Source organism: Actinomycetota bacterium, from assembly GCA_036280995.1.
In the GTDB taxonomy this organism is placed as follows: Bacteria; Actinomycetota; CALGFH01; order CALGFH01; family CALGFH01; genus CALGFH01.
This window is the reverse complement of record DASUPQ010000754.1, coordinates 1-4,787: the sequence shown is the minus strand read 5'-3', so window position 1 is coordinate 4,787 and position 4,787 is coordinate 1. Positions and strand designations below refer to the sequence as shown.

The window sequence follows — 4,787 nt, the reverse complement described above, 5'->3', positions numbered from 1 at the left end:
CAGGAAGCCGGCGACCAGGACCAGGGCCATGGCGATGCCCAAGCGTCGGCCGTGGCGGTCGGGGACCAGCCAGCGGGGTGGGCGCAGGGCCAGCCACCCACCGCCGGCCAGGGCCACGGCCAGGACGACCGCCGTCACCGGCGGGAGACTCGCCGTCACCGTGAGCGAGCGCTTCTGCGGGTAGGAGGGGTGTTCGGCCAGGTAGTAGACGGTGGCGGCAAGGCAGGCGGCGATCCCGGCCAGGGCCAGCCCGAACACCCGCCCGGCGGGCAGGGCGGCCGCGGTGGCCAGGGCGACCGCGGCCATGGCGGCCACGGTCAGGCCCCCGGCGGTGGTCACCGCGGCCCGGCTCCTGGCCGGGGGGAGGGCGGAGCGGGCGCAGCCGGCGGCGAAGCGCCACCGCGCCCGCTGGCCTGGGATCTGGGGCAGTTCGGCGGCCATGGCCTGGCCCCAGTGGCGCCGGCTGGTGGGCAGGGTCGCGGTGGCGGCGGCCAGGAGCCAGCCGGGGCCGTCCAGGGTGGTGAGCTGGGGGTGGGCCTGGCGCCACCAGGCCCGCCCCAGCAGCCAGGCCGCGGCCATCGCCGGGGTGGCCACCACCGCCAGCCAGATCGCCAGCTCGAGGCGGGCCCGGCTGGTCAGTGGGGCAGGCGGGTTGCTGACCTGGAGGATCCAGAGGAGGGCGAAGGGGGCGGCGGCGACCGCGGCGGCGACCAGCCCCCCGGCCCATCCCATGGGCCTGGTCCGGTTCATGTCCCCTCCAACCATGGCTGCCCCCCGACCCCGCCGGCGACCCGCGATGAACTCCTCGACCCGCTCGACCCGCTTCGCCTGGCCCCGCTCGGCCTGCTCGACCCTGGTCCCCCGCCGTCCTGCATCCGCTCGGCCATGCCGCCTCCTCTGGCCGGGACCTGCGTGCGGGTTGTACGCCGCCAAATGGACGCTGGACGCCGTAGACTGCGCGTCACCCTGGCCGGCAGTTCCGGCCCTTCGTTCGTCGCGTCAGGAGATCGCCCTCGTGCAAGCCGTCATCCTCGCCGGCGGGTTCGGCACCCGACTGCGCCCGCTGACCAGCACCCGGCCCAAGCCGCTGATCCCGTTCGCCAACGAGCCGTTCCTGCTCCACACCCTGCGCCAGCTCGCCGCCGGCGGGTTCACCGAGGTCGTGCTGTCGACCATGTACCTGCCCGAGGCCTTCGACCAGCTCCTGCCCGAGGCCCGCAAGGCCGGGGTCGAGGTGGTGCTGTCGTCCGAGGACACCCCGATGGGGACCTCGGGGGCGGTCAAGCGCCTCGCCCACCTGCTGGACGGGACCTTCCTGGTCCTCAACGGCGACGTGCTGATCGACGTCGACTTCCAGCGGCTGGTCGCGCTCCACCGCGAGCGCCAGGCCGCCGCCACCCTTGCCCTGGTCCGGGTGCCCGACCCGAGCGCGTTCGGCCTGGTCCCGGTGGACGCCGACAACCGCGTCACCGCCTTCCTGGAGAAGCCCGGTCCCGACGAGGACGCCTGGGTGACCGACCTGATCAACGCCGGCGTCTACGTGCTCGAGCCGTCGGTGCTGGACCACGTCCCGGCCGGCCAGCCGTCGTCGTTCGAGCGCAACCTGTTCCCGTCGCTGCTGGCCTCGGGCGCGCCCGTGTACGGCTACGAGCTGCACGGCTACTGGCGCGACCTGGGGACCCCGATCGCGTACCTGGCCGCCCAGTTCGACCTGCTCGAGGGGCGCCTGCACCTGCCCATCAACGCCACCGAGCGCGGCCGCAGCCAGTGGTTCGCCGACGACACCCGGATCGACGAGGGGGCCGTGCTCCGCGGCCCCATCCTGGTCGGCCAGGGCGCGGTCGTGGAGGACGAGGGCCGCGTGTTCGGCCCGACCGTGCTCGGCCCCAACACGGTGGTCGCCGGCGGGGCCCGCCTGGAGCGGTCGGTGCTGCTGGACGGGGCGCGGGTCGAGCGCGGGGCCAAGGTGTCGGACTCGATCATCGGCCGCGGCGTGGTCGTGGGCGACGGTGCCGTGGTCCGCGACGGCGCCGTGGTCGGCGACAACGTCGAGATCGAGGCCGGCAACATCCTGGCCGGCGGGGTCAGGGTGGCCCCGAACGTCCGCCTCGGCCTGGGCGCGATCCGCTTCTAGCCGGCGTTCGGCTCCGGGGCCTGCGACTTGGTGGCGCCGGGGACCATGTAGTCGTTCACGAACGCCTGGACGACGTCCATGTTGACCCGCTGGAGGACCTCCAGGTTGCGCCATGCGGCCAGGGCGACCCCGTCCTGCTCCAGGCCGGAGTAGGGGGCCAGGATCAGCTTGGACCCGTCGCGCTGCTCGGCGAACTGGCGCAGCTGGTCGAGCTGGTCTCCGGGGATGCCCCTGTAGAGGATCAGCACGTAGCCGTGCTCAAGGCTGTGCACCATGGCCCGCGGGTCCTGCTCGCTGTCGTAGACGCCGGGCTGCAGCCAGTTGGCCAGGTGGTCGCCCGAGGTCGGCGGGTTCGAGTTCCAGTTGTCGGGCTGCTGGCTGGCGTCGATGTGGTCCCGGCCGGCCTCGGGGAACGACCTGACCCCTTCGGAGCCGGCCGCCTGCCGCCCGGCCTCCAGCGCCGCCGGGGCGACCGGCGGGTTGTCGGCCTGCGGCTCCTCGCGGCCCTGCCACCAGATCAGCGCCAGCAGCGCGACCACCGCGCCCACGGCCACCCCGGTCCAGAGCAGGGTCCGCTGGCGGCGCCGCTTCTCCTCCAGCCGCCGGGCCGCCGCCCCCCTGGCCAGCTTGCTCTTGTCGGGCGGGCGGCCCTTGGCGCCCGTCTTGGCGCCCGTGCCCGTGCCCCGGCCGCCCTTGCCGGGCTGGCTCTTGCCGGTCGGTCCGGGCTTCTGCTTGGTCTTGCGGGTGTCGGGCATCAGGTGCGCTCCGGAATCGCTGCGGGAAGGCGGTATCGGGAGATTCTAGCGGGGTACAGGTCCCGCGGGGCGAGCGGCGGCAGAGGAGGCGATGGCCATGGGCGTGCTGCGAACGAAGTCGATCGAGCAGTCGATCCGGGACACCGAGGAGTCCGAGCACAAGCTCAAGAAGGACCTGTCGGCCTGGGACCTCACCGTCTTCGGCATCGGCGTCATCATCGGCACCGGCATCTTCGTGCTCACCGGCATCGCCGCCGCGACCAAGGCCGGCCCGGCCGTCTCGCTGTCGTTCGTGCTCGCCGGCTTCGCCTGCGCCCTGGCCGCCCTCTGCTACGCCGAGTTCGCCAGCACCGTGCCGGTGGCCGGCAGCGCCTACACCTTCTCCTACGCCTCCCTGGGCGAGCTGATCGCCTGGATCATCGGCTGGGACCTGGTGCTCGAGTTCACCCTCGGGTCGGCGGCCGTGGCCGTCGGCTGGGCCCAGTACTTCGCCTCGGTGTTCCCCATCCCCGAGTCGATCTCCGGGGAGGGCACCGTCAACCTGGCCGCCGGGGCGATCGTGCTGCTGCTGACGGGGGTGATGATCCTGGGGGTGAAGCTCAGCTCCCGCTTCAACGCCGTCATGGTCGCCATCAAGCTGGCCGTGGTGTTCCTGTTCATCGGGGCCGGGGCGGTCAAGATCACGGCCTCCAACTGGCGCCCGTTCATCCCGCCGCCGGCCGAGGCCCCCCAGGCGGCCAACGCGGTGGAGACCGGCGCGCCGCTCATCCAGGTGCTGTTCGGCATCGAGCCGCTGGCCTACGGCTGGCTCGGGATCGGGTTCGGAGCGGCGATCGTGTTCTTCGCCTTCATCGGCTTCGACGTGGTCGCCACCACCGCCGAGGAGACCCGCAACCCCCAGCGCGACATGCCCATCGGCATCCTCGGGTCGCTGGCCATCTGCACGGTCCTGTACGTGGTGGTGTCGCTGGTGCTGACCGGGATCGTCAAGTACACGGAGCTGAACAGCGCCGCCCCCATGGCCGACGCCCTCGAGGCGGTCGGCTACAGGTGGATCGCCGACCTGGTCTCGCTGGGGGCCCTGGCCGGGCTGACCACGGTCATCCTCATCCTGCTGATGGGCCAGAGCCGGGTGCTGTTCGCCATGAGCCGCGACCGGCTGCTGCCCGGGTGGCTGGCCAGCGTCCACCCCCGCTACGGCACGCCCTGGGTGATCTCGCTCGTCACCGGTGTGGTCGTGGCCCTGATCGCCACCTTCGTGCCCCTCTCGACCCTGGCCGACATGGTCAACATCGGCACCCTGTTCGCCTTCGTGCTGGTGTCGCTCGGGGTCATCGTGCTGCGCCGCACCCAGCCCGACCTGCCGCGGGCCTTCCGGATGCCGGCGGTGCCGCTGATCCCGATCCTGGCCGTGCTCGCCTGCGTGTTCCTGATGCTGAACCTCGGCACCCTGACCTGGTGGCGGTTCCTGGTCTGGATGGCCCTCGGTCTCATCGTCTACTTCCTCTACGGCTACCGCAGCAGCCGCCTGGCCCGCAGCCAGGCCGGGGAGCGCCCGCCGGCCCGTCGCTAGGCAGGGTGGCCGGCGCCGAGGAGGCCGAGCGGCTCCCACGCCGGGTCGAGGCGGAGCGCGGCGGCCAGGGCCGGCCGGGCCGCCGGGGCGGCGGCCTCGAACACCGCCCCGACCCCCAGGGCGTGCAGGCCGAGGATCAGGGTCCGCAGGGCTCCGCCGGCGGCCAGCTCGACCCCGGCCACGCCGGCCTCCGGGCCGGGGTCGGGCGGCGGGACCAGCCAGCAGGCGAGCAGCGCCGGGGCCCCGGCCAGGGCCGGCGGGGTGGGGGAGAGGGCGGCCAGGCAGGCGGCCCGGGCACCGGCCGGGACGGCGACGACCTCGAAGC

At 73.8% G+C, this 4,787-nt stretch carries 5 protein-coding genes; 2 read left to right on the top strand and 3 right to left on the bottom strand.

Annotated elements, in window-relative coordinates; genetic code table 11:
- Positions 1-750: hypothetical protein (locus tag VF468_25285; GenBank protein HEX5881601.1), on the bottom strand; the 750-nt coding region annotated here is incomplete at its 3' end.
- 265 nt (positions 751-1,015) lie between these two features.
- On the opposite strand from VF468_25285, the gene VF468_25280 reads away from it, so the two are divergent.
- Positions 1,016-2,134 (top strand): NDP-sugar synthase, encoded by a 1,119-nt coding sequence (locus tag VF468_25280; protein ID HEX5881600.1) that lies wholly within the window; start codon positions 1,016-1,018, stop codon positions 2,132-2,134.
- Here the strand turns inward: VF468_25280 and VF468_25275 are convergent.
- The gene (locus tag VF468_25275; GenBank protein HEX5881599.1) at positions 2,131-2,889 is read right to left on the bottom strand and encodes a DUF3105 domain-containing protein; all 759 of its coding nucleotides are present in this window, start codon (positions 2,887-2,889) and stop codon (positions 2,131-2,133) included. The genes VF468_25280 and VF468_25275 overlap by 4 nt on opposite strands.
- A gap of 97 nt (positions 2,890-2,986) precedes the next feature.
- Here VF468_25275 and VF468_25270 point away from each other — a divergent pair, with 97 nt between their 5' ends.
- Complete coding sequence (locus VF468_25270) at positions 2,987-4,462, top strand: amino acid permease (GenBank protein HEX5881598.1); 1,476 nt, start codon at positions 2,987-2,989, stop codon at positions 4,460-4,462.
- On the opposite strand, the gene VF468_25265 is transcribed toward VF468_25270, so the two are convergent.
- A partial coding sequence (locus tag VF468_25265; protein HEX5881597.1) for a hypothetical protein occupies positions 4,459-4,787 on the bottom strand: 329 nt, incomplete at its 5' end. The genes VF468_25270 and VF468_25265 overlap by 4 nt on opposite strands.